The 21852-nt window shown below is 64.1% G+C and carries 20 protein-coding genes; 6 read left to right on the forward strand and 14 right to left on the reverse strand.

The features are described 5' to 3' along the window. Nucleotides 1-5 precede the first annotated feature (5 nt). Nucleotides 6-1316, reverse strand: a complete 1311-nt coding sequence (locus WMN78_RS02710) for a MinD/ParA family ATP-binding protein (protein WP_425341104.1) — start codon at nucleotides 1314-1316, stop codon at nucleotides 6-8. A 390-nt stretch (nucleotides 1317-1706) separates the two neighbouring features. Between WMN78_RS02710 and WMN78_RS02715 the strand changes: the two genes are divergently transcribed. Both WMN78_RS02715 and WMN78_RS02720 read left to right on the forward strand, forming a co-directional pair. After that, nucleotides 1707-2270, forward strand: coding sequence for an NADPH-dependent FMN reductase (locus tag WMN78_RS02715; RefSeq protein WP_340531874.1), 564 nt, complete (start codon nucleotides 1707-1709; stop codon nucleotides 2268-2270). Between the two features lie 109 nt (nucleotides 2271-2379). Next, nucleotides 2380-3114, forward strand: a complete 735-nt coding sequence (locus tag WMN78_RS02720) for a GAF and ANTAR domain-containing protein (RefSeq protein ID WP_340531875.1) — start codon at nucleotides 2380-2382, stop codon at nucleotides 3112-3114. Nucleotides 3115-3169: 55 nt separating this feature from the next. On the opposite strand, the gene WMN78_RS02725 is transcribed toward WMN78_RS02720, so the two are convergent. Next, entirely contained in the window at nucleotides 3170-3859 is a 690-nt protein-coding gene (locus WMN78_RS02725; RefSeq protein WP_340531877.1) for a TetR/AcrR family transcriptional regulator C-terminal domain-containing protein, read from the reverse strand. A gap of 247 nt (nucleotides 3860-4106) precedes the next feature. On the opposite strand from WMN78_RS02725, the gene WMN78_RS02730 reads away from it, so the two are divergent. Then, nucleotides 4107-4364, forward strand: coding sequence for a hypothetical protein (locus WMN78_RS02730; RefSeq protein WP_340531878.1), 258 nt, complete (start codon nucleotides 4107-4109; stop codon nucleotides 4362-4364). Between the two features lie 203 nt (nucleotides 4365-4567). Here WMN78_RS02730 and WMN78_RS02735 read toward each other — a convergent pair whose 3' ends face one another. Next, nucleotides 4568-4798, reverse strand: a complete 231-nt coding sequence (locus tag WMN78_RS02735; RefSeq protein ID WP_340531879.1) for a zinc-ribbon domain-containing protein — start codon at nucleotides 4796-4798, stop codon at nucleotides 4568-4570. Nucleotides 4799-5030: 232 nt separating this feature from the next. Here WMN78_RS02735 and WMN78_RS02740 point away from each other — a divergent pair, with 232 nt between their 5' ends. Continuing rightward, complete coding sequence (locus WMN78_RS02740) at nucleotides 5031-5432, forward strand: MarR family winged helix-turn-helix transcriptional regulator (RefSeq protein WP_340531880.1); 402 nt, start codon at nucleotides 5031-5033, stop codon at nucleotides 5430-5432. Between the two features lie 175 nt (nucleotides 5433-5607). On the opposite strand, the gene WMN78_RS02745 is transcribed toward WMN78_RS02740, so the two are convergent. From WMN78_RS02745 to WMN78_RS02755, 3 genes are all read right to left on the reverse strand, one after another. Beyond that, nucleotides 5608-5745: a hypothetical protein gene (locus WMN78_RS02745; RefSeq protein ID WP_317780599.1), complete on the reverse strand. Its 138-nt coding sequence runs from the start codon at nucleotides 5743-5745 to the stop codon at nucleotides 5608-5610. Nucleotides 5746-5952: 207 nt separating this feature from the next. Continuing rightward, nucleotides 5953-6096, reverse strand: coding sequence for a hypothetical protein (locus tag WMN78_RS02750; protein ID WP_340531882.1), 144 nt, complete (start codon nucleotides 6094-6096; stop codon nucleotides 5953-5955). A gap of 61 nt (nucleotides 6097-6157) precedes the next feature. Next, nucleotides 6158-6322, reverse strand: coding sequence for a hypothetical protein (locus WMN78_RS02755; protein ID WP_340531883.1), 165 nt, complete (start codon nucleotides 6320-6322; stop codon nucleotides 6158-6160). Nucleotides 6323-6705: 383 nt separating this feature from the next. On the opposite strand from WMN78_RS02755, the gene WMN78_RS02760 reads away from it, so the two are divergent. Continuing rightward, complete coding sequence (locus tag WMN78_RS02760; protein WP_340531884.1) at nucleotides 6706-7251, forward strand: hypothetical protein; 546 nt, start codon at nucleotides 6706-6708, stop codon at nucleotides 7249-7251. 58 nt (nucleotides 7252-7309) lie between these two features. Here the strand turns inward: WMN78_RS02760 and WMN78_RS02765 are convergent, their stop codons facing one another. From WMN78_RS02765 to WMN78_RS02790, 6 genes are all read right to left on the reverse strand, one after another. Continuing rightward, the gene (locus tag WMN78_RS02765; RefSeq protein ID WP_340531885.1) at nucleotides 7310-7879 is read right to left on the reverse strand and encodes a DUF6919 domain-containing protein; all 570 of its coding nucleotides are present in this window, start codon (nucleotides 7877-7879) and stop codon (nucleotides 7310-7312) included. 129 nt (nucleotides 7880-8008) lie between these two features. Continuing rightward, on the reverse strand, nucleotides 8009-9292 hold the full coding sequence (locus WMN78_RS02770; protein WP_340531886.1) for an S-layer homology domain-containing protein: 1284 nt from the start codon (nucleotides 9290-9292) through the stop codon (nucleotides 8009-8011). A gap of 174 nt (nucleotides 9293-9466) precedes the next feature. Next, complete coding sequence (locus WMN78_RS02775) at nucleotides 9467-12241, reverse strand: S8 family serine peptidase (RefSeq protein WP_340531887.1); 2775 nt, start codon at nucleotides 12239-12241, stop codon at nucleotides 9467-9469. Nucleotides 12242-12443: 202 nt separating this feature from the next. Beyond that, complete coding sequence (locus WMN78_RS02780; protein ID WP_340531889.1) at nucleotides 12444-12668, reverse strand: hypothetical protein; 225 nt, start codon at nucleotides 12666-12668, stop codon at nucleotides 12444-12446. A gap of 80 nt (nucleotides 12669-12748) precedes the next feature. Beyond that, a complete protein-coding gene (locus WMN78_RS02785; protein ID WP_340531890.1) occupies nucleotides 12749-13585 on the reverse strand; it encodes an MBL fold metallo-hydrolase in 837 nt (278 codons plus the stop codon). Nucleotides 13586-14858: 1273 nt separating this feature from the next. After that, the gene (locus WMN78_RS02790; protein WP_340531892.1) at nucleotides 14859-15863 is read right to left on the reverse strand and encodes an acyltransferase family protein; all 1005 of its coding nucleotides are present in this window, start codon (nucleotides 15861-15863) and stop codon (nucleotides 14859-14861) included. Nucleotides 15864-16147: 284 nt separating this feature from the next. Here WMN78_RS02790 and WMN78_RS02795 point away from each other — a divergent pair, with 284 nt between their 5' ends. Next, the gene (locus WMN78_RS02795; RefSeq protein ID WP_340531893.1) at nucleotides 16148-17968 is read left to right on the forward strand and encodes a hypothetical protein; all 1821 of its coding nucleotides are present in this window, start codon (nucleotides 16148-16150) and stop codon (nucleotides 17966-17968) included. A 728-nt stretch (nucleotides 17969-18696) separates the two neighbouring features. On the opposite strand, the gene WMN78_RS02800 is transcribed toward WMN78_RS02795, so the two are convergent. Together WMN78_RS02800 and WMN78_RS02805 are read right to left on the reverse strand one after the other, a co-directional pair. Beyond that, entirely contained in the window at nucleotides 18697-19971 is a 1275-nt protein-coding gene (locus WMN78_RS02800) for a hypothetical protein (protein ID WP_340531894.1), read from the reverse strand. A gap of 356 nt (nucleotides 19972-20327) precedes the next feature. Further along, on the reverse strand, nucleotides 20328-21848 hold the full coding sequence (locus tag WMN78_RS02805; RefSeq protein WP_340531895.1) for a dihydrolipoamide acetyltransferase family protein: 1521 nt from the start codon (nucleotides 21846-21848) through the stop codon (nucleotides 20328-20330). Nucleotides 21849-21852: the final 4 nt, after the last annotated feature.

The raw sequence follows: 21852 nt of genomic DNA on the forward strand, positions 1-21852 counted from the left end.
AGCGCCTACACGTACCCGTCCACAATCGCGGCCGCGATCTCCTTGTAGGCGCGCCGGGTCTCCGGGCGCAGCACGTCCAGGGTGACCAGGTCGCCGTCGGCCACTCCGCGGTCGTGCGGGACGGCGATCAGCTGCCGGCAGATCCCGGCGAGGTGTTCCTCGATGGCGTCCTTGTCCACGCGGGAGGAGACCTCGTCCTTGTCCGTGATCACCACGATCGCGTTGCGGGCCAGGTCCTCGTAGCCGTGGCTGGCGAGCCACTGCAGGGTGCTGCGGGCACGCTTGGCGCCGCTCACCGCGTATCCGGCGGCGATCACAAGGTTGTCCGCGGACTGCAGGATGCCGCTCATGGCGTTGTGCGTGACGCCGGTGCCGCAGTCGGTCAGGGCCACGGAGTAGTAGCCGGAAATGAGCTTGCGGATCCGGAGGTATTCCTCGGCCGTCAGCGAGTCGGACACTTCCGGGTCCTGCTCCCCCGCGATCAGGTGCAGCCGGCCGGCGTGGTGCATGTAGCGGGCCAGCGCGGTGAGTGAATCAACGGATTCGATGTTCTTGAGCAGGTCCGTGATGGTGCGCGGACTGGACTGCTGGTAGATGCCCTCGCCCAGGGCGCGCTCCACGAGGTCTCCCGAGTCCGGGTTGGCGTCGATGGCGCACGGGGCGTCGCCGCGGTATTCGGCGAGGGTCAGGCCCACGCCCACGGTGGTGGAGGTCTTGCCGATGCCGCCCTTGAGGCTGAGCACCGCGGTGTTGTAGCTGCCCTGCAGCTGGCGCGAGATCCGCCGGCCCAGTTCGTCCTCTTCACGCTGGCGCGGTCCGGGGCCCAGGTTGATGGCTCCGCCGGTCATGGCGTAGAGGGCACCGCGGAAGCCGCCGCGCGGGCGCGGTTTCTGTTGGCGGACAAAGGAACCGGGCCCGGTGACGAAATCGGAGAGGGGTGCGTCCGCCGCCGCCAGTTTGGCGGCCTGGCGGGTAACGTTCGACGGCGGCGTGCTGGGTTCCGCGGGCACGCCGCCCCTACGGGAGGTGACGGGCTTAGTTGCCGGCTGCGCGACAGGCTGGGTGGGCGGCGACGCCGGAACCGGTGAGGGCACCGATGCCTCCCCCGGGGGAACGGCGGGCCCCGCAGGAGCGGAGGGCACCGCGGGAGCCGCAGGAGCGAGACGAGCCTCAGGAACGCCGGCAGCCGAAGCCTCAGAAACCCCCGTACCGGCGTCAGTTTCCGCCTGCGCGTCGGCGACGGCAGCCGCTTCGGCCCAGGAACTCCGCCGGGTGGGGGCGGTGCGGCTGTTGTTGGGTGTGGCAGCGGCGGGCATGGTTCCTGTCCGGGCATCCGGAGATGCACCTGCCGGGCGACGGAGGTCGCGGCGGCGGCGCGTCTGGGGCTGCCCTGCATTGTGTGCAGTGGCGCGTGCGTTCTTATCGGCCGGTTCGGGCATGTTCGTCCCCCCAGGACTTTTTGCAAAGCGTGCAACGGCTCTTTACGGCTTCGGTCAAGGAGCAATTCTAGGCGCAATAGGTCAAAAGTCCCCCATATACGGCACCCGCTTGGGGCGTAGACCAGAAGCGCCACAATCCCAAAGGTTGACAATTCAACTAACGACCTGCAGACTTATATGCAAATGCATGAACATTCCACCCTGCTGCCCCAACCTGCAGTAACTCCAGCCGCCGGAAAGACCGCGGCGCCCCTCAGAGGAGAACACATGTCAACGAACACCGTCCTCACCCTTGTCGGCAGCCTGCGCGCCGGCTCCACCAACCAGCAGCTCGCAGAGGCCATCCAGCTGAACGCGCCGGAGCAGGTTGACGTTGTTATCCACGAAAGCCTGGGCAACATCCCGTTCTACAACGAGGACATCGACATCGAGGGCCAGGTTCCCGCTGCCGCCGCCGCCCTCCGCGCCGCCGCCAACAACGCCGACACCCTCCTCCTGGTCACCCCGGAACACAACGGCACCGTGCCCGCGTCGCTCAAGAACGCCATCGACTGGCTGTCCCGCCCGTACGGCGCCGGAGCCCTCGCCGGCAAGCCCACCGCCGTCGTGGGCACCGCATTCGGCCAGTACGGCGGCGTCTGGGCACAGGACGAAGCCCGCAAGGCCGTCAGCATCGCCGGCGCGCAGGTGCTCGAGGACGTCAAACTCGCTGTTCCGGGCTCCATGGTCCGCTTCGCCGAAGTCCACCCCAAAGACGACGCAGAAGTTGTGGAGCAGATCAAGAGCGTCTTCGCCGCACTTGCAGAAGCGCGTACGGTCGCAGCGGCCTGATTCCGCTCATTTCCCGAATCACCCCGGAACGCCCCCGGCAGCAGAGATGCTGCCGGGGGCGTTCTGCATTCGCAGTTGCCGGGGCGGTGTGCACGCATACCATTGAGGCATGGCCAACTCTCCTGAGCACGAACGCGTCCTGGAACTTCAGGACCTCATTGTCGGCACACAGAATGTCGCAGAGTTCCTGCAGCGCCTCTCCGTCATGGCCGCAGGCGCGCTGAGCCGGGACACGTCCGGCACGATGGAATGCGGTGTGACCCTGAAGCGGCGGCGCCGGACCTTCACCGTCGCCGGGAGCAGTCCCAAGGCCGTCCTCCTGGACGAGATCGAACAGCGCATCGGGGACGGTCCGTGCATCGAGGCGCTGAAGGTCAAGGAGCCCGTGCTGCTGGCCAACGTGGACACGGATCCGCGCTGGCCGGAATACCAGAAAGCGCTGGCGGATGAAGGGTGCCGGGCCACCCTGGGCGTGCCGCTGGAACTCGGTGAGGACGCGGCCGCAGCCCTGAACTTCTTCGCGTTCGAATCAGGTGTCTTCACCCCTGCCGTCATCCAGGAGGCCGTGGAGTTTGCAGACCTCGCCGGCGGTGCCGTCCGGCTGGCCGTGAAGCTGGGCACTGCGCAGTCCCTGGCTGACGATCTTGCCGCCGCCATGCAGAGCCGAACGTCCATCGATCTGGCGTGCGGAGTGATCATGGGCCAGAACCGCTGCAGCCAGGCCGAGGCGATGGCCATCCTCACCAAGGTGTCCAGCAACCGCAACCAGAAGCTGCGCGTAGTGGCGGAGGAGTTGCTCGCCAACCTGGCCGGTGGCGGCGTCCGGACGCACTTCGACGCTTAAGGCTGACAGCCGAAAAGATCAAGGCACGACGGCGGCGCTACCGCCCCGCTGCGCGCTACGGCCCCGTCGGCGCTGCCCCGAGCCTCTCGGCAAGTCCGGACAGCAGGATGCTGATTCCCTCATCCAGCTCCGCCTCGCCGTCGTAGTCCGCCAGCACGGGCGCCAGTTCCCGCAGGTTGGGGAACTCGCGTGCCGGGAGCCGGTGCAGGCCCAGCCGGAGCAGAGCCACGTTTTCTTCCGGGTCCACGATGTATTCCTGGAGCTCGTTCAGGATGTGGCCGTAGAGGAAGCCGTAGTAGGCGCGGTACACGTGGAGCGCGTCGTTGGGCGCAAAGCCCGCCTCGATCAGCAGGCCCAGGATCTGCTCCAGCGGGCGCAGGGTCCCCAGCGGCCGGAGGCCCAGCGGCGTGGACAGCGGGCGTGTCACCAGCAACGGCACAACATTCGGATGCCGGAGCGCCAGGAGCCGGAGATCGTGGGCGATCCTGCGCAGCTGGGCCTGCCAGTCGGGGTCGGTCGGGAAGATCGCCAGTTCGTTGAGGACCAGTTCGGTGATGCCGTCCAGCAAGTCCGCACGGCTGGCCGCATAGCGGTACAGGCCCATGGGGTCCCGGTCCAGCGCCTGGCCCAGCCGGCGCATGCTCAGTGCCTCGAGCCCCTCGGAGTCCACCAGCTCGAGAGCCGCCTCAAGGACCGCCTCGCGGTTCAGCCGTTTCCTGGAATCTGTGTCCTGCGGGGCTGACATGGTTGCGGGTCCTTACGTGGGGATGGTTGCCGGGCTTCTAACTGTTCACTCTTGCTTAACCCGTAGTCTACGCCTAGAGTCTACGGTGTAGATACATCCGGAGGAATGATTTTGAAACTTCCGGATGCATCTCGTCACTGCCGCTACTTTCAGGGCGTGCACCCCTCGGGCCTTGTGCAGGGATCCAGGGTTCAGCTGCTGTAGCCGAACGGCGGCACACGACGCACAGTACGGAAAAGAGCCAATCATGGCCGTTTCACATATTGACCGTTTTCTCAATGAAGCCACCGCCCCGGACCAGGACGGCGGCTTCTCGCTCCGGAAGGACCAGCTCTACGGGTTGTACACCAGCTGGTGCATGATCAACCGGTCCATCCCGACAGCAACCGCCGAGTTCTGGTCTGAAATGAGGACCCGCCGGATCCGGTCTTCGGACAGCCGCCTGCGCATGACCGGGCCCGCTGCCGCGGACTACATCCTGGCCACCTACCCCGCCCTGGTCTAGCACCCTTACGGGAAGGCCGGGCGTCGGGAGAACGAAACGCACATTCCCGCGGGATCACCGCCGGGGCATCAGCAGGAGTACGACGACGAGAGGCCGGTTCGCGGTCAGCCTTGGGGGCTGACCGGGGAGCCGGCCTTTTTCGTGCCCGGCCAGGTTCTTGGCCGGGCCAGCCCGGACTTCGCCGCTCCCCCGCCACGCCACGCCTACCGGGCCAGCGCCTTCATCCCCCTCTTCGACAGCGACGAGCGCTGCCCGCAGTTGGAGCAGGTGATCTGGTAGCTGCGGGACATGGTGAACACCGGAATGAAGAAGAGGGTGAATTTGGACGCCCGTTCTTCCAGGTGCTGCTGCACGTACTGGCCGCAGTAGCGGCACACCGAAAGCCGGCCGGGCAATGCGCGCACAACGGTCTTGAGGCCAAAGAGTAGAAGCATCTCTGCCTTTCTGGGGTTCTCGACCCACGGGTGGCGAAACACCCGGATGATCCGGGTGCTTACACATCCAATAGTAATCATGCTTACTATTGGAGTGAGGCTTTACCCGCAAACCCACCACCGTGCCCCAGCCGCGGTCTCCCGGAAGGCAGGCAACAAGCACATGGCTTTGGCCCCGCAGAACAGACCGGCAGGATGGTCCACGCACCGCTTATTGTCGACAGCTGCTCGCTTGGATGAGCGCAGAATCAACCGCAGGCTGGTTGGCCTGGGGCTCACCAAATCGTCCTTCGATGCACTGGATTGCGTGGAGGAGCTTGGTCCCGCCACGCAGAACTGCCTGGCCGACGAGCTGGGAATCACCGCACAGAGCCTGGGCAAGATCCTTGACCGCCTCAGGGACCTCGGCCTCCTCACCAAGGAGCGGGGCGCAGGCGACGGGCGGAGCAGGAGTGTCCGGCTGACGCCCCGCGGCCGGTCCGTGCTACGGACGGCCGAGGAGCTGGTGCGCGGGCTCCCCCGGCCCGAGCTGGAGACCGAGATGGGTCTGCGGCAGCATCTTGAACAGCACATCGCGCACCTCGCGGAGTGGCAGCAGGCCGAGTCCCAGCAGAACCAGTCGCAACAGGCGTAGGTGCAGTGGGAGTCCCCGGCAGGCCGGCTCACAGGCCGCCCGGCCGGATGAGGCGCCTAGACCCGGAACAGGGCCGCTGCCACCACGCCCGCGGTGAGCACCAGGAGGACGCCGAGCAGCACGTAGCCGCGCCACTTGGGGCCGGAGCGGTGGGGATTGATGTCTACGTACGGCATTACCGGCGGACCTTCACGGGTACGGGCTTCGCTGCGGCACCGCGCTTCAGGCGGAGCACCAGGTATAAAGCGGTGAACGGAATGAACAGGGTTCCCATCAATGCGCAGAGCGCAAAGGCATAGTCAGTCAGGGCCACGGAATTACCTCCAGGATGCGTCGTTGCACTCGAGGCAGGCGCGCTAAGTGGAAATCTTCGCGCTAGCGGCCGGCAACGAACGGTGGGATCCCCCATGTCGGATCGGTGACCACTTTAGGCAGGCCGCGCCGGATTTGTCCAACGCAGTAAAGGCGCGCGACAGATCCTGTCAACCGAATGCCGGTTTTATCCCCTGTTATTCCGGACTCAACGCCCCAGCGCCATGATCACCACGACGGCGGTGGCCGCGGCCAGCGCCGCCAGCCCCACGTGGGCCAGAAGTCGGAGACGCCGCCCCCGCAGCTCCCGTCTAGAATCCCTGGCAGTCAGTCCCCGCGTATATTTCCCCATGACAGCGATGTTACCGGCACAATGTTTCGGGCGAGCCACGTCACGGGGTTATGACGCCCTGCTAGTGCGACCAGCCGTTGGCATCCCGCACGGGCGGCGGGAACGTGGTGCGCGTTTCCGGGGGCATGTTCTGCTGGTCCAGCCAGGATCGGACGGGGTACGGATCATCAGCGACGATGTTCCTCGCCACAAAGCGGCGGAACGCTTCCTTGATGGCTCTAATCATGCACTTACGCTACGGGCAGGTAACTCCTCCAGACAGAGTGGTCTGTACTCGTCTTTTCCGGGTTTAACCACTCGTTTAAGGCGTAAAGCAGTACTTGTTTTCACCGGATGCACAAAATAGCGTTAGCCGGCATTTCAGAAGGCCATAATTTCCGATTACCCCGGAATTGACACATTTTCCCTGCATCTAGCGCCGATTTCACGGGGAGGAGCATACTTGAAACGCCGCCCCAATCGATGGATGTTTTCCAACCGGACGGCCCATTTCACCGGCAGTGCCCATCGGGTCAACCGGCATCCTGGCGAAGGCGGGGCATCCCGCCCCCGTGCTTCGCGTCCCTTACCGAACAATTGCATCTCGGGTCTCAGAGGGTTGGAAGAAAAATGAGGAATCGCACCACAACAGGACTGATGTCCATGGTCGCCGCGGCCGTACTGGCCGTGGGGCTGGCACCCGGCACCGCCGTCGCGCATGACGGCCACGGGCGCGGAGGCGACTCGGACAAGAGTGACGACTGGAAGAAGGATTCGGAGCAGCGCAAGCTGGTCAAAACGCTGCGGAATGTCACGGAGGATTACCGCTGGCTGCAGAACGCGATTGACGACGACTACGAGCCGGCCAGCGCATGCGTCGAGAAGGCAGACGGCAGCGGGGCCATGGGGTTCCATTACCTGAAGAAGGACCTGCTGGACGACAAGACCCAGGCCCGCAAGCCCGAGGTGCTCGTATACATGCCCAACGAGCACGGGCGCATGAAGCTGGTGGCTGTCGAGTTCCTGTCCACGGCAGCGGAGGCCCCGGAAATCGCCGGACTGGAGTTCGAGAAGGGACCGTTCGAGGGCACGTGGGCCCGGCACGCGTGGGTGTGGAAGGACAACCCGGACGGTATGTTCGCGGCGTACAACCCTGACCACAGCTGTCCCAAGTAGCCCGGCACCGGCGCTGCGGCACTGGCTCCGGAACACTAGCGGATCACCGCGAGGGATGTCACCCCTTCGCGGTGATCAGTGCCTTCTGCAGGAGCGGAACCAGCTTGCTGTTCCTGCCCCAGACGGGGTCGAAGATCTGCAGTTCCCAGCACTCGGCCAGTGACTTGGCCAGGGTCTCGTTGGTCCAGTCCGTGTAGGTTTCGTGGGCATACGAGGGTCCGCCGGAGCCGCCCAGCCACGTGAACTCCCTCTCCCCGTCCAGCGTCACGCAGATCTGCCCGCTGCCCGATTGGCCCGGAGGGAACACCAGCACCACCAGGTCCGTTTCCACCAGCATCGCCGAAATGATGCTTGCGGACTGTTCAGTGCAGCGGCCGGTCACAAAGGCGCGCTGCCCGTGCCCGCCGGAGACGTCCTTCCCGGGCTGTGAGTCGTCCGTGAGGAAGCCGAGCCGGTTGATCGCGGCCAGGGCCTGGCTCATGGGGCCGTTCTCACCGGCGTACTGCGGCGCGGCATATCCGGCCACGTAGCTGAGGGAACCCTCCAGCCAGCGCGCGGTCAGTTCACAAGCGCCTTCGAGCGTGGTGCAGTTCCGCCACGCGTCCTCGTCGGGGACACCTTCAAACATGCACTGTCTCCTTTTAAAATCCCCACTGGTACCTAGCAGAATGTATCACTGCTCACAGTGGTTACGCTCTGTCACTTTCGTAACAAGTCTGCGCGCGGGGCGGGTGACCCCCGTACGTAAACCCAAGAGTCAGGACCGGGTGGCGTAGCGGTACATGAATGCGGCCATCTGGTCGCGCAGGATGGACACCGACGGCCGGAAGGTATGGGTGCCGTTTCCTTCGCTCCAGCCCCTCGAGACGCCGGACTTCCAGAGCCACGATATCTCCCGGTAAAAGGGGTGGTCCGGGGCGACGTCCGCAAAAGGCGGCTGCGCCAGCGGCACAAAATCGGGCGATCCCGCGTGCCGGTACAGGAAGGCTGCCATCTGGTCGCGGTGGACGGCTTCGGCGGGCCGGAACGTCCTGCCGCCGTCCGGTTCAGTCCACCCGCGGCTGATGCCGGCCGCGGAGAGCCAGGCGATCTCCTTATAGAAGGCGTGCTGGGTGGAGACGTCGCCGAAGGGGGACTCGGCCGGCGGCACGAAGTCCGGGCTGCCCGCCAGCCGGTACATGAACGCCGCCATCTGGTCGCGGTTGACGGGCTGGGCGGCGCGGTAGGTCCGGGGGCCGTCCGTTTCGGCCCAGCCCCTGCTGATCCCGGCGGCGGCCATCCAGTTGATCTCGCGGAAGAAGGCGGTGCCCGGTCCCACATCGTCGAACAACGGTCCCGGCACCACGGAGACGCCGGCGGACTCGGCGCTGGCTGTTCCGTAGCCGGACGCGGTGCCCGTCACCCGCACGGTGATGGTGGATTCGAGGTCGGCGTCGGTCAGCCGGTAGCCCGCCGAGGTGGCCCCGGCGATGGCAGTTCCGGAGCGGTACCACTGGTAGGCCAGCGAGTCCGGGTCGGGTACCCAGATGCCGGGCAGCGCGGTCAGGGTGCTGCCCACCGCGGGCACCCCTGAGATGGTGGGCGCCGCAGGTTCCAGGGCGCCCTTGAAGGCCAGGGTCCACTGGGCCGTGGCGCCGGCGGCCAGGACGCGGCCGGGTTTGGCCCGGGCCGTCACCGTGACGGCGCCGGAGCCCGGATAGGTGCCGGCTTTGACCACGGCGCCGTCCACCAGGTAATCCACGCCTTCCGTCACCGGGACCGTGTAGGTGTCGTCGGCCGTTCCGTCCCGGTCCGTGAACAGAACGGACGACGGCGTCACAACAGAGGAGCTCGAAACCCCCAGTGCTTTAGCCGCATCCAGCATGGGCAGATTCGGTGCGGTGCGCGGTGCCGTATGCGGGGCGGACGGAGGCGGCAGCCCGTCGTCGGCCGCGGCGGGCGCAGCGAAGGGTGACACGGCCGCTACGGCGATCATCCCGGCAAGGACCAGGCGGGAGGACGCAGTCCTCAGCGCAGCGAAAGTTCTCAGCGCCTCAAACATTTCGGATCCTAGGGTTGGTGCTTTGCCCCCACTGGGCGCGGGACCGGAGGGAGTGTCCGGGTCGGCATCAATTCTAGCAACCTGTCACTCCATGCCCATAGGACTCATTGGTCATCATCCGTAAAGAAGCGGGGCGCCGCTCCCCCGCCTCCCTACGAACGACGCGGCCCAGCGCTAGCGCTGCATCGCGTAGCGGTACATGAAGGCTGCCATCTGGTCACGGAGGATGGACGCGCCCGGCCGGAACGTGCGGGTCCCGTTCCCTTCCGCCCAGCCGTTGCTGATGCCCTTCCAGGCCAGCCATGAAATTTCCTTGTAGAAGCCGTGGTCGGTGGAAATGTCCGCGAACTTCGACTGCGCTTCCGGCACGTAATCGGGCGATCCGGCGTGGCGGTAGATAAAGGCCGCCATCTGGTCGCGGTTCACCGTGGCCCCCGGCCGGAACGTCCGCGACCCGTCCGCTTCCTTCCAGCCCGTGCTGATGCCCTTCCAGGCCAGCCAGGAGATCTCCCGGTAGAAGCCGTGGTTGGTGGGAATGTCGGCGAAGGGGGACACCGCAGGCGGGACAAAGTCCGGGTTGCCGGCCAGCCGGTACAGGAACGCCGCCATCTGGTCGCGGTTCACCGGCTCGGCCGAGCGGAAGGTCCGGGTGCCGTCCGCTTCGGCCCAGCCCTGGGTGATCTCGGCGGTGGCCAGCCAGTTGATCTCCGGGGCGAACGCAGTGCCGTCCGTGATGTCGCGGAAGATGGCGGTGCTGAACATGTGCACCCAGGCCGTGGCGTTGCCGCCCGTCAGCGCGTAACCGGCCGTGGCGCGGGAACCGACCACCACGTACCCGGCGCCGGGGTACGTCCCGGCCGGCACCACTTTGCCGTCCACCAAGTACTCCACACCGGCGGTTGAGGGCACCGTGTAAGTGTCGTTCGTGGCGCCGATTTTGTCCGAGAACTGCACCGGGGCAGGGACCACCCCGGTGGCAATGGTTTTTGCGGCGCCGGTCCGCTCGGCCGGAAGGTAGGCGTCCTTGGTGCCCGTCACGCGGACAGAGAGGGCCTTGCCCTTGTCCGCCGCGGTTGCCGTGTACGTGGCGGCCGTGGCGCCCGGGATTGCCGTGCCGTCCAGGTGCCACTGGTAGGACAGTGCCACAGGCGCCGGCTGCCACACGCCCGGGTTCGCGGTCAGGACGCCGCCGATGATGGCCTGCCCGGAGATGACGGGGTCGTACGGCGCCGTCACCGGGACGGGCACCACCGGCGCGGTGGGTGCGGAGGTGAGGGTCACGGTGTTGCCGAAGAACCGGCTGCCGGTCACTGTGACGGTCAGCGTGGCCCCGACGTCGGCCGCCTGGACCTGGTAGCCCACTGCCTGCGCTCCGGGAATGGCGGTGCCGTTCCGGTTCCACTGATAGGAGTAGGTGATGTCGCTGGGCGTCCAGGTGCCGGCCGCTGCGGAGAGGTAATTCCCGACGGCGGCCTGGCCGCCGATGGTGGGAGTGCTTCCCGTTATTTCGGGGTCAGTTTGGAAGTCGAGCGCCGCCGCTGCGTTGAGGACGCCGCTGCCGCACGTTTTGGTGACGCAGGCCCAGGCGTACTTCGTGGCGGTGGTCTTGAGCCTGGTTTCCACGTTGGCCGGGGTGGCCAGGTCGCCCAGCCGGGCCATCAGGAGGGCGGCGAGCCCGGACGCGTGCGGGGCGGCCATGGAGGTGCCTTCGGAGACGGCGTAGGCTTCGGCGCCGGGCGTCTGGGTGCCGGTGTTGAACGGCACCACTATTCCGTCATAGGAGGACGCCGTGAGGTCCCCGCCCGGTGCGGCGATGTCCACGGCGGGCCCGTAGTTGGAGTACGGCGCCAGGAGGCCGCTGCGGGCGACGGCGCCCACGGAGATCACGTTCTGGCAGTTGGAGGGGCTGGATGAGGAGGCAAGCGTGTTGTCGTTGCCGGCTGCGGCCACCACGGCGGCTCCGCGGGCAACGGCGAAGTTGACGGCGGCCTGAAAGGTCGCCGAGCAGGGCATGGCGGCGCCCAGGCTCAGGTTGATCACGCGGGCGGGGCTGGGATTCACGGGGAGTCCCGTGATGCTGCCGCCGGCGGCCCAGACGACGCTGTCGGTGATGTCGGACGAGTAGCCGCCGCACGGGCCGAGGGCGCGGACCGGCAGAATCTTCGCCTGGGGCGCGACGCCGCTGGTGCCGATCCCGTTGTTGGAAACGGCGGCGATGATGCCGGCCACCTGGGTGCCGTGCCAGGAGGAAGGGGTGGCAGGCCAGCCGTCCCCGCACATGCCGGCCGGGGTCCAGTCGCCTTCGTCGCGGGGGTTGGGATCGCGGCCGTTGGAGTCACGGGAGTAGGTGGGATCGGACATCATGTCGTAGCCGGGGAGCACGTTGGCGTTCAGATCCGAGTGGCTGGTGATCCCGGTGTCGATCACGGCCACCACCGCGCCGGCGCCCTTGGTCGCGTTCCACGCATCGCCGATGTTCATCGCGCCGGAGCCGGTGTGGAGGGCCCACTGCTGCGGGTAGTAGGGGTCGTTCGGGATGGCTGCTGCGTACATCCGCACGTCCGGTTCGGCGTATTCGACGGCGGGATCCGCCCTGAGTGCCGCGAGCGCCTTGTACGTCTCCCCGGTATTGAGCGGACGCTCTGCGCGCAGGACGCGGGCGCCGGCCGCGGTGGCGCGGACGTCGCTCACGGCAATGCCCAGGCTGCGGGCCAGCTTGCCGTAAGACTCGGTGCGCAGGGCGGGGCCGGCAGCGGCCGGGTCCTTGAACTTCACGATGATCTGGTCCGTGGCGGCGGGGCTGGCCGGCCTGTCCGCCGACGGAGCGACGGGAGGCAGCGGCGCATCGTCGGCCACGGCCGGGAGCGGCAGCGCCGACCCGCACAGCAGGGCGACTACTCCGGGTATCAGAAGACGGGAAGACAGACGGGTGCGCAGAACATGCAGCATCGCGAAATCCTAGGGGCCAGGCGTCGACCCCCCAGGAGCCGGACCGCGGGAAATAGAGACCGCGGTATCCGCGTCAAGCTTGAGTGTAACAACGACTTTAGTAATTGCGAGCCCTGCGGCCGAAGCTCACCTGCGTTGGTCTACAACAGTGCCTAATTACTGCCTGTGGGCACCTAAGCGTCGGCGGTTCGGCAAGAGAGACTCAATCGTTCCACCCGTAGAAGGGCGGCCGAAGATCGGGGTTGCCAGCCGCGTTGGCCTTGGCTGGGATCAGCGCCCCAGCCGCAGCTTTGAGGCCGATAGCAGGCAGAAGAACAACGGCGGCAGCGATGGACAGGAAAGTCCAGCCCAAATCCTCCGGGCTGAATCCGGCTGGGCGCTCCGGACGCGAGTTCCGCCTGCGCCCGTCATGCATCAGTGTGATCATGGCCCAAGGCTAGGTACTGAAGACCTGTCTGCACCTGCGTAGCCAGTACCTGTCTTTAGCCCCACCGGACACTTGCTTGACTAATCAGTACGAGTGATTTCCTGGTGGTGAGCGCGGGTCTCCTGAAGCCGCTTGATGAACCAGCGGGACTGCTCCGGCCCGTACGGCAGTACGGGGATGGCCTTGGTGGCGTCGCTGGGGGTGTCGCGGATGGACTGGATGGCCTGGCGGACGGCGGTAGACATGGTGTTGGCCATGGTCTTCACGAACTGGTCGCTGCAGGGTTCGCCGTGGCCCGGGATAAGGAATTCGTAGCGGTGCCGCAGCGCCGAGATGTGCCGCAGGGCGTCGGCCCATTCCTCGGGGAAGGCGTCCTCGAAGGAAGGGTGCGCCCCCTGTTCCACGAGGTCACCGGCAAAGAGCGTGGTGGAGGTGCCTACGAGCAGGTCGCCATCGGTGTGGCCGCGGCCAAGGTAAAAGAGGGTGACGGTCTGGCCGCCGAGGTCCACCAGGACGGGCTGGTCCTTCACGATCGCGTTGGGTACAACCAGTTCGGCGTCGGCACCCTCGCCGGCGGCCATTTCGGGTTCATGGGCGGCGACCATGCGGCGCTGCCGGTCCCCGTTTTCCTCAATCTCACGTGCGCAGTTTTCGTGGGCATAGAACTCCGTGACGCCCTCGTCCGCGAAGACGGCGTTGCCGAAGAAGTGGTCGTAGTGGGCGTGAGTGTTCACCACTACCAGCGGAAGTTGGGTCTTTTCGCGGACGGCGTCCAGGATTTCCCGGCCCTGTCGGGGCCCGCCGCCGGTGTCAATCACCATGGCGCGCTCGGCGCCGACTATGAGTCCGGTATTGAGCTTCGAGCCTTCGGTGGTCAGCACATGGTTGCCCTGGCCGACCTCCATCCATCGCGACATTTGTTCTCCGTATTCGTGCGTTCCGGCGATCTTAGGCCTCGATTCTACCCACGCCTTGCTGGTGGAAGGCTGATGAAAGGCACGCGGCGGCGAACCAAAATACCACGGAATCCTTGGGCTAGATGGCGTCACGGATTGCAGCAGTGCGGTGGCAGTTCCAAAAGGAAACGGCGCATGGCACGCGGGGGAAGACTATCGGACGGTGCGGTAAATGCAGCCTTCGCCGGGCTGGCCGCAGGGTTCGACTATCCGGACATCCTCTGCCGCGGTACCGGAGAAGTCCTGGAATGCTTCCACGGACGTTCCGGCACTGGCGCTACTAATTTGGCGTTCGGACCTAACCGTAGCCCTGTTGATGTCGCCGGGAGTGCGCCCGAGGACTTTGGACGGGTGTGAATCACGACTACACTCCCCGGGTCAGCAGTTGGCGTACGGTCCGTAGAATGAATTTTCCGGGTTTGACCCTCCGCCTGTTGTTGGCGCCGCATCTTGATTGGGTGGAGGGCAAAACCGGCCGCTCGGAAGGGCGAAAGGCGACTGAGTCATTGTCTTCGACCATCCAAACGAGTTTTGGGCGTGACAGTGGATGAGCATCCTGACCGCATGTTGCCGCTGGAAAATCCCCGGCACGCCTATGTTCCACAGAGGTTACCCAAGGGAAACGTAGGAATGCCTATGATCTGGCTATGGCTACCAAACAACACAAGACTCACTGCGAACGCTGCGGCGTCATCACGAACCACGTCACATCGTATGGACCCTCCGATTGTGGGATTGGCACTGCAATAGTGCTCAGTGTTAGGTGCGCTGAGCACTCAGATCTTTCGTTGAGGCTTGGCACATGACCCATCGACAGCTGATTGCCAGCATGAGAGGGGCGGTAGGCATCTCGCTCAGACCAGTTCGTGGGGCCGTTTATCCCTTCCGTCGCCACGGCCAGCCCCTTAGCGGGAAAGACGCCGAAGTGTTCGACCGCAAAGACCCGGCGCCAAGCCACCGCCTCTGCCGTTGGGGGGCTTGGAAGTCACAGTGTTCACGGTGACGAAGATCAGTGTCCGGGACGAGCACGTGCTGGACGGTGTTGACAACGAGAGTCGTTTCGACGTGGGCTTCTCTAGGGTGACGACCGCGGCCACGCACTGTCCGACACGGCCCGCCCTCATTAGTACCCACCCGTGGCAGGGACCGAACGTGAAGCTCGTGGTGTCCAGCGCCAGGTCTCAGTGACACGGCGGTGCTGCACTCTATGTTCGGCGAGCCATGCCGCTGTCATTCAATCGGAGGTATCCCCACGCTCTGAGGCAGTCCCAGCACTGACGGGTGAGCGTCTCCAGTCAGCGCTGAACAACAGGGCTAAAACCGGGAATTTACGGACGAGGACCAAAGCAATGAACCCCGCTGCCAGGCCTATCAGGAGGTTCCCCACTGCGAGCACCATCGCGTTCGTGACGCCCAAAACCGCAAGCAGGTTCCATGCATACACCATCGCGGGCCAATGCAGCACGTAGAAAACGATCGTGTGCGTCCCGTAGGCTCCAATCACCTCGCCCGGTTTAGTTCGGGCAAGCCGGTCCACCAATGGGATGGTCGCCAAGATACTAACGAAGACTGGCAGGGCCAAGGCTGGCACGTATTTGACATCTACGCCAGACACGGCGGCGACAGCCAGTCCGATTCCCACAGCGCCGGCAACGATGGTGACTTCGCGACGGAAAAGTATTGGAAAGAACCTTGCTGCGTTACGCGAGATGTAGTCGCCCATAAGGAAGAAGGCAAGCAGGTAAAAGAAGCGGCCGGCGTTGTTCTCCCCCAGCAACGCAGACACCAGAAGCAACGGGATCGCCGCAAGAGCCCCCGGCAAGCCATGCAAGAACAGACCGATCACGTAGTACATGGCGAGATACGCGAGGAACCACATCGGCGTTGTTGTGGGGTTTAGAAATAGTTCGATGAGCAGGTTCGGCCGATCGTCGCCCCAGTTCGCCAGCGCCCAGATCAATACTGACCAGATCAAGTAGGGCCACACGATCCGGCTGAGCTTCCCGCGGAGATAAGTCCCGGCAGGCTTCGCTAGAGACTTTGGCAGTAGCAGGCCCGATAGGAACATGAGCGCAGGTATTCGGAACGGCGCGAAGACATTGCTCGCATCCACGAGCCACTCCGGCAAGGCCAGTGGGGTCAGCAGAATGGCGTGTTCAAAGATCACCATAAATACTGCAACGGCACGCAAAGTATCCATCCACTTCAAGTGCTGTCCAGGCAAAGGTGTTGAGACCATTTACGTTCCTCTCGCTCCCAGCGGAGAGTTCCTCAGCCGCGGCCGCCAGCGACCGCATTGATAGGTCCAGCGTACACAAGCCAAGTGGTTTGAATGGAGTTGAGGGTAATGTTCACCCGAAACCAAGTACTTGTTACGAGATTAAACGCGTAGGGACCACTGTGGTTTCTGCGATCCAAAGTTAATAGCCTCGACCGACAGGACCTAAGTCGGAGAGGATCATATGTTAGCCCTTGGAGCAGCTACGGGTTTCGCCGCACCGTCAACTGCGTTGCGGGGCCCTCGTGGATAGCCGCTCCGATCCCAGCGCGGTCATTCAGCGGCGTGGTGTTCTGCGTTTTGGAACATTGGTCGCTGCGCTCACCGGGGCCTCTACCATCTCAGCTCTTGGAACAAATGCTGCCGCTGCCGCCACAGATACCCTCGGATATGTTCCCGTTGCAGAAAAGGGCATGCCGCTCGGGGTGGCAACACTAGGCGATGACGCGAGGATTCCCGCTGCCCAGCTTCCTGATATATCTTCCACGTACGCGACGCTCGAAATGGCCAACGACTTCGCTGCCGTCCGCGTAGACCGGCTTGGCGCAGCCAAACTCGCCCAATCTCATGCACTTGCGATTAAGGCCAAGGCTGACAGGGTCCCTATGCCAGCGTCGACGACCGTCCTCACAGCGAACGGTCAGCGGGCGGTCATCTATCTGCCCAAGAACCTGGATCGCTCAATTCCTGTGCCGCTGGTCATCCACTACCACGGCGCCGGCACTGATGCGACAAGCGAAACGCAGTGGCAACCCCTCTGGGAAGCGGCGCAGGCGGCTGGCTTTGCTGTCGCAACGAGCGACTTCCACGGGAACGCTTACGGTTCCCCTGAAGTCATGGCGGACACGGCCGCCGTCTTTGATGCCGTCCTGAAGCTGGCACCGATCAACGGCGTGCTGCTGTCGGGTGAGTCCATGGGCGGCATCTCGGCCCTGAACGCGCTGACGCACAACGTCCTTCCCAACGTGCTCGGAATCTACCTAGCGCAGCCGGTCATCAGCCTGTGGCATCGTTACCAGAACGCCGGGCACGACTACATAACAGCTGCATACGGCATCGCCGCAGACGGCTCCGATTACGCCACCAAGACGGCGGGTTATGACCCATACCTTCAGCAAGCCAACAAGTTCCGGGGTGCCCCAATGTATATCACGGGCAGCACCTCCGACACGACGGCGCTAGTGGATCCGTTCATGAAAGGTCTCATCGCGCGGCTTACGGGATATTCTCCCACTACATTTGTTGCCGCAACGGGCGGCCATGGGGACCCTTCGGAATTCGTTCCGAACAACTACGTGACGTTCCTGGAGTCTTGCGCGGCTGGGCTAGTCGCAGCTGCGCAGCCCTACAGCTTTGCCACGGATGCTGTGCAACCCTACAACTTCACTACAGACGCGGCGCTGCTGTCCGACTTCGATGGCGCCACCCTGGCCCTGTCAAACGGCGCGGCGGTCACGTCATGGTCTCCGGCGCGCGGATCCAAGACAACGCCGTTGGCTCAAGCGAACGCAAGCTGCCAGCCGAGCTTCACAGCGGTAGAAGCGTCGATCAGTAACAAGCCTTCCGTAACATTCAGGGGCAGTTCCTTTCTCGATACCGGCGACTGGTCCTCGGCAGTATCGACCCCGGCTACTATCATCACCGTGGTAAAAGTGGACACCGCCCAGCCGGCCCAGCCGTTCTGGACCGGACGAAACGGTGTTTACATGTATGGCGGTACGAGCGCGACCGGCCTGGAAATCGGCACCGCTTCGACTGGCGGCAGAGTCTCGCAAGCGTCTGCAGGCTCACAGTGGCGCATCGTCGTCTCTGTCTACGACGGCACCAACTCTCGGCTGTACGTCAACTCCAAGACAGCGGCGACAGGCACAACCGGCACGACGGCTGATGGTCCAGGTGCCAAGCTGCCTGGCATCAAGCTCAACACAACCAGCGGCGGCGCAGCGGGCAACGGCAACAACCCGCGCTACGCACGGTTCGCCGTCATCGGCAGGGCAATCACCAACTCTGAAGCGGCGGACGTGCTCGATAGCCTCGCCGCGACCTACGGGATCACGCTCAGCTAAAGGTTGCGGCTCAGCCGAAATCTTCACACGAGCCCGCTCCCCGCGGGTTTCTGTGGACCGAGGGCTGGCCGTTCAACCAAGAGCTTGGCCCAAACGCGGCAGCCGGCAGCGTACCAATTACGCCCCACAAGGGGAACAGCGCAGCCCGAGCTGGGCACACAAGCGAGTACGAGCATCTGCTGTACGGGGAAATCGCACAGATACGTTGCCGTACGAGAGCGCCCCATTGAACCCTTTGCATCCGACTGTAAAGCCAAGGAGTAGTCGTGCAGGACGCCCCCTTCCCGCGAGGCTGGCGTGCGCTGAATTTGGCGCATGGTCATTAAGGGCGTCTGCCCTGAAAACGGTGTTGACCGGCCCCTCGCACTCATGCCTGCGTCCTCAGGCGCCGCGTACGGACCTAATACGACAGCCTTCGCGTCGCAGGCCTGAGTCAGAGCGACACGCGGCTTCACGAACAGCAATGACTGGGAGCAGGACAATGGCGAGGACGACGGGTAACGCAGCCCACCCGGCGTCCACTACAGACACCCCCACCGTCGGACCGGGATCCCTGCGCCCCTCATCCACTGAAGTGATTATGGTTCGAGCATAAGAATCAATCGCAGGTCCTCGCCCGAGGGCTGGCTACGCGCTTAGGAGTACTCGCCCCTATCGACTCCATTCGACCGACGTAACTTCCCCACCGTGACCGGCAGCCACCCAGGGCTCCGGCACAATCACTTCCTCTACTTCGTGCCGGACCGGGCCGGATGCTTGGCTGCCCATTCGGGCAAGGAAGGCGCCTGTCTAGAGCAAGGCTGGTCCCGAAGCCCGAAAGCAACCGCCATACCGGCGCAGAACCACACGGCCATACCGTACTGGGTGATGAGGGCAACCGTTCCCATCACCCAGATCTGGCCAAACATGGCAATGTCAGCAGGGCCGCCCCTACGAGCCAAAACCCTGAAGCCGACGGCAGCCAATCCAGCCACCAGCAAGCCTGTCGGGATCCACCCAAATTGAAGGATGGTTAGGATATAAGTGTTATCGATGGACCCGAATATCATCCGGTAGAAGTAGTGGCCGTTGGGCAGCAAATTCATTTGATCGGCCGGACCCAACGGGTGCATGTCTTCAAAAATGTATTTCGTCAGGTCGGCCCGGTATTGGGTTGACGGGTCAAGGTCGTAGCTCAGAGAATCGAAAACACTCAACAGGTACGGAACCAGCGTTACTGCAGCAAGTATGAGCAGAGCGAAAAGGAACTGGCGGGTCTTCCGTCCTAGCGACGTTCCGGGCAGGAATAGCACGCAGACGACAAAGACGATTAATGCGCCAATGAGAGCCCCCCTGCTAAACGTGACTATAACGCCACCACACACGATCGCGATCATGAGAATCTTGCGAACTGGGGCGAACTTCCCTGCTATCACGAACGGCAGACCCAACGACAGAAACGCGCCCATCGCAATTGAATGCCCCCAAGCCCCCTCGCTGCGTGCGAATGTTCCGCGGATCTGGATCTTCTGCCATCCTCCTGACGCATCAGTCCCGGCAAAATTCTCGAAAAGATGCAGGCTGAAGACGTACTCGACGAGTGCCCAGCCGCCTACGACGGTCGCGGCAATAGCTACCGCCCTATACACCCATTCCTTGCCCGCGGCAGGAGCAAGGTAGCGTCCCACCCAGTACCCGGCAAGCCACTGCACGAAAACTGTCGCGAAGGCATACTGAGGTGTACCGAGAAAAGCGAATGCGACAGAGACAGATAGAACGAAGGCTCCCAAGAGCAGGTCTATCCTGCTCAGTCGCTGATTCGCCGCGTGCAGGATGGCCGGAACTAGCATTAGGAACGTAAAGTTCAGCGGCGAGAGTGACGTGACCACCTTCACCGAAATCCAAACAGGCACCGCGATCATCACGATGAGCCAGAGAACTATGGCTGCTCGTGGGTGCTTCATCAATGCGAGGCTCAATACTCCCCCGGCAATGACCAGGAGAGTAATTACAAATGCGTCCAAAGAATTCCCCCATACGTGAACTGCGACCGGCGCGACCGACATTCCGAGCCGCGTCCCTCACGACACAATGGCTCATCGACAAGGGCGCTGACGGTGACAGCAAATTGCACGGAACCTAGATCATGTCCGCAGAAGACGGCGAAGCCAGCAACTAGACCCCGGATGAACACATTCCACAGCGGTACGAGGACGTGAGCGCCCTGTTTCGCTTGGCTCAATATTCCCGGGCAAAAGTCTATCAGCAGCGGCCCGAAAGACTGTCTAAGTCCCGCACCTTAGGTGCAACTCGTCGGGGTGTCCACGGCAACGGGCTCGAACACACTATTTGGCTGCAACCGGCGCCACCAGCTAAGAGGTTACAAATCAGCGAGTAACGACCTGGGGTTCTCGATTGCGTCGGCCAAATAACGGAGGAACCCGCCAGCCGTCCCGCCGTCGCAGACGCGATGGTCGAATGTCAGCGTCAACTCCGTGACTTTACGGATGGCCAGCTCGCCGTCGACAACCCACGGCTTGTCGATGATCCGGCCAACGCCGAGAATCCCCACCTCCGGGTGGTTAATGATCGCCGCAGAGCCGTCCACTCCAAAGACCCCGTAGTTGTTGAGTGTGAAGGTGCCGCTGCCCAGCTCGGCGGGGGTGGCCTTGCCTTCACGTACAACGGTGGTGAGCCGGCGAATTTCGGCATCCAGTTCGCGGGCGCTCATCTTGTCCGCGTTGCGGACTGACGGCACCATCAGTCCGCGGTCTGTTTGTGCTGCGAAGCCCAGATTGACGCCGTCGAACGCGACAATCTCCTGACTGTCCCCGCCTACGGCGTCCTCAGTGGTGACAATCCTGGAGTTCAGCTCCGGATACTTCTTCAATCCGGCCGTCACAAACCGCGCGATGAACGCCAGCAAGCCAGGGGTGTTGTGAGGGCCCGCCTTCTTCAATGCTGCACGCATCTCCACGAGGGCCGTGGCATCAACGTCGACCCACACCGTGGCTTCCGGAATCTCCGAGCGACTGCGGGTCATGTTCGCTGCCACTGCCTTACGAACGCCGCGCACTGGCGTCCGGGCGGTGACGCGGAGACCCGTGCGCGGGTCGGTTTCGGTTCTGGTTTCGCCAGGCTCAACCACCGAACGCGGATCTACCCGCGGACGTCGCGTTTCGGCAGGCTCGACGACCCGACCCGGCTCTACCACCGGGGCGGGAGCGATCGCCGCCTCGACATCCTTGCGCATGATCAGTCCGCTGGTTCCCGAGCCCTGCAGTCCGCTCAAGTCAACGCCATGGTCACGTGCCATCCTGCGGACCAGCGGCGAAATCACGGCACCGAGTTTGCCCGGCACGCGGGTGCGCAGGAGCAGGAGGTCGTCGGCGGCCTTTTCCGCGTCGCCGACTTTGGTTGCCACAGAGCTTGTCCCGGCGGCTTCGACCGCCGCCGACTTCCGGGCACGAGTACGACGGGCTTGGCCGTGTCCGCCCGGTGTTCCGTAGCCGATCAGAACGTTGCCGGAGCCGGCCTTTTCTTCCTCACGGTAGGTTTCGGCCGCGGCGGTTTCGAGAGGAGTGGTTTCGGCCGGCTCAACCGCCGTCGTTGCGACAGGTTCAACGACCGGAGGCTCGGATTCAGCAGCCGCAGCGCCAATGGGCGTGACCGAAATCAGCGGCTTGCCCACATCCAGAGTCTGGCCCGGTTCACCATGGAGCACGGCGACGGTGCCGGCATACGGTGACGGGACTTCCACCATGGACTTTGCGGTCTCCACCTCGGCGATTGGCTGGTCCACCCGGATTTCGTCGCCCACGGCCACGAGCCAGTTCACGAGTTCGGCTTCGGTGAGGCCTTCGCCGAGATCCGGCAGCAGGAATACTTTCGTTTCGCTCATCTGA

This window comes from Arthrobacter oryzae, from assembly GCF_037911235.1.
Taxonomy (GTDB): Bacteria; Actinomycetota; Actinomycetes; order Actinomycetales; family Micrococcaceae; genus Arthrobacter; species Arthrobacter oryzae_E.

Excerpts from the sequence above, each read along its gene's own strand:
- WMN78_RS02710 (WP_425341104.1), bottom strand. The coding sequence starts at position 1,316 with ATGCCCGCCGCTGCCACACCCAACAACAGCCGCACCGCCCCCACCCGG.
- WMN78_RS02715 (WP_340531874.1), top strand. The coding sequence starts at position 1,707 with ATGTCAACGAACACCGTCCTCACCCTTGTCGGCAGCCTGCGCGCCGGC.
- WMN78_RS02720 (WP_340531875.1), top strand. The coding sequence starts at position 2,380 with ATGGCCAACTCTCCTGAGCACGAACGCGTCCTGGAACTTCAGGACCTC.
- WMN78_RS02725 (WP_340531877.1), bottom strand. The coding sequence starts at position 3,859 with ATGTCAGCCCCGCAGGACACAGATTCCAGGAAACGGCTGAACCGCGAG.
- WMN78_RS02730 (WP_340531878.1), top strand. The coding sequence starts at position 4,107 with ATGGCCGTTTCACATATTGACCGTTTTCTCAATGAAGCCACCGCCCCG.
- WMN78_RS02735 (WP_340531879.1), bottom strand. The coding sequence starts at position 4,798 with ATGCTTCTACTCTTTGGCCTCAAGACCGTTGTGCGCGCATTGCCCGGC.
- WMN78_RS02750 (WP_340531882.1), bottom strand. The coding sequence starts at position 6,096 with ATGGGGAAATATACGCGGGGACTGACTGCCAGGGATTCTAGACGGGAG.
- WMN78_RS02755 (WP_340531883.1), bottom strand. The coding sequence starts at position 6,322 with ATGATTAGAGCCATCAAGGAAGCGTTCCGCCGCTTTGTGGCGAGGAAC.
- WMN78_RS02760 (WP_340531884.1), top strand. The coding sequence starts at position 6,706 with ATGAGGAATCGCACCACAACAGGACTGATGTCCATGGTCGCCGCGGCC.
- WMN78_RS02765 (WP_340531885.1), bottom strand. The coding sequence starts at position 7,879 with ATGTTTGAAGGTGTCCCCGACGAGGACGCGTGGCGGAACTGCACCACG.
- WMN78_RS02770 (WP_340531886.1), bottom strand. The coding sequence starts at position 9,292 with ATGTTTGAGGCGCTGAGAACTTTCGCTGCGCTGAGGACTGCGTCCTCC.
- WMN78_RS02775 (WP_340531887.1), bottom strand. The coding sequence starts at position 12,241 with ATGCTGCATGTTCTGCGCACCCGTCTGTCTTCCCGTCTTCTGATACCC.
- WMN78_RS02780 (WP_340531889.1), bottom strand. The coding sequence starts at position 12,668 with ATGATCACACTGATGCATGACGGGCGCAGGCGGAACTCGCGTCCGGAG.
- WMN78_RS02785 (WP_340531890.1), bottom strand. The coding sequence starts at position 13,585 with ATGTCGCGATGGATGGAGGTCGGCCAGGGCAACCATGTGCTGACCACC.
- WMN78_RS02790 (WP_340531892.1), bottom strand. The coding sequence starts at position 15,863 with ATGGTCTCAACACCTTTGCCTGGACAGCACTTGAAGTGGATGGATACT.
- WMN78_RS02805 (WP_340531895.1), bottom strand. The coding sequence starts at position 21,848 with ATGAGCGAAACGAAAGTATTCCTGCTGCCGGATCTCGGCGAAGGCCTC.